The sequence below is a fragment of the Paenibacillus sp. 598K genome, from assembly GCF_003851045.1.
Taxonomy (GTDB): domain Bacteria; phylum Bacillota; class Bacilli; order Paenibacillales; family Paenibacillaceae; genus Paenibacillus_D.
Genome location: NZ_BFBX01000488.1, coordinates 1 through 293, shown reverse-complemented (window position 1 = coordinate 293; position 293 = coordinate 1). Strand labels below are relative to the sequence as shown.

Here is a 293-nt window from a genome sequence, read left to right as displayed (position 1 = left end):
GAGTCCGATTGGGCGGTCGCCTTCGTCCGGGAAGGCGACCGCGAGTCGATGAGCGCGCTGCTGGCCGGATTGCTCTACGGCAGCGGTCGGCCGCATAGCCGCGCCGTCGCCGTCGTCCTCGAGCAGCGCGACGATTATCGGCTGTGGCAGGGCAAGCGGAGGATCCTGATGTCGGCGGAGCGCTCAGCGGCAGGCGGCGAGCTGGATGTGAAGCTGCATGACGCAGCGGCTTGCCGCTGCGAGCCGGCGGACGCCACCGAGGCGAGTCAGCTGCTGGCGGCCTGGAGCGAGCG

1 pseudogene is annotated in these 293 nt (G+C 71.0%); it reads left to right on the top strand.

Features of this window, described 5'->3' with window-relative positions:
- Positions 1-293: pseudogene (locus PA598K_RS37195) on the top strand (hypothetical protein); the annotation flags it as partial.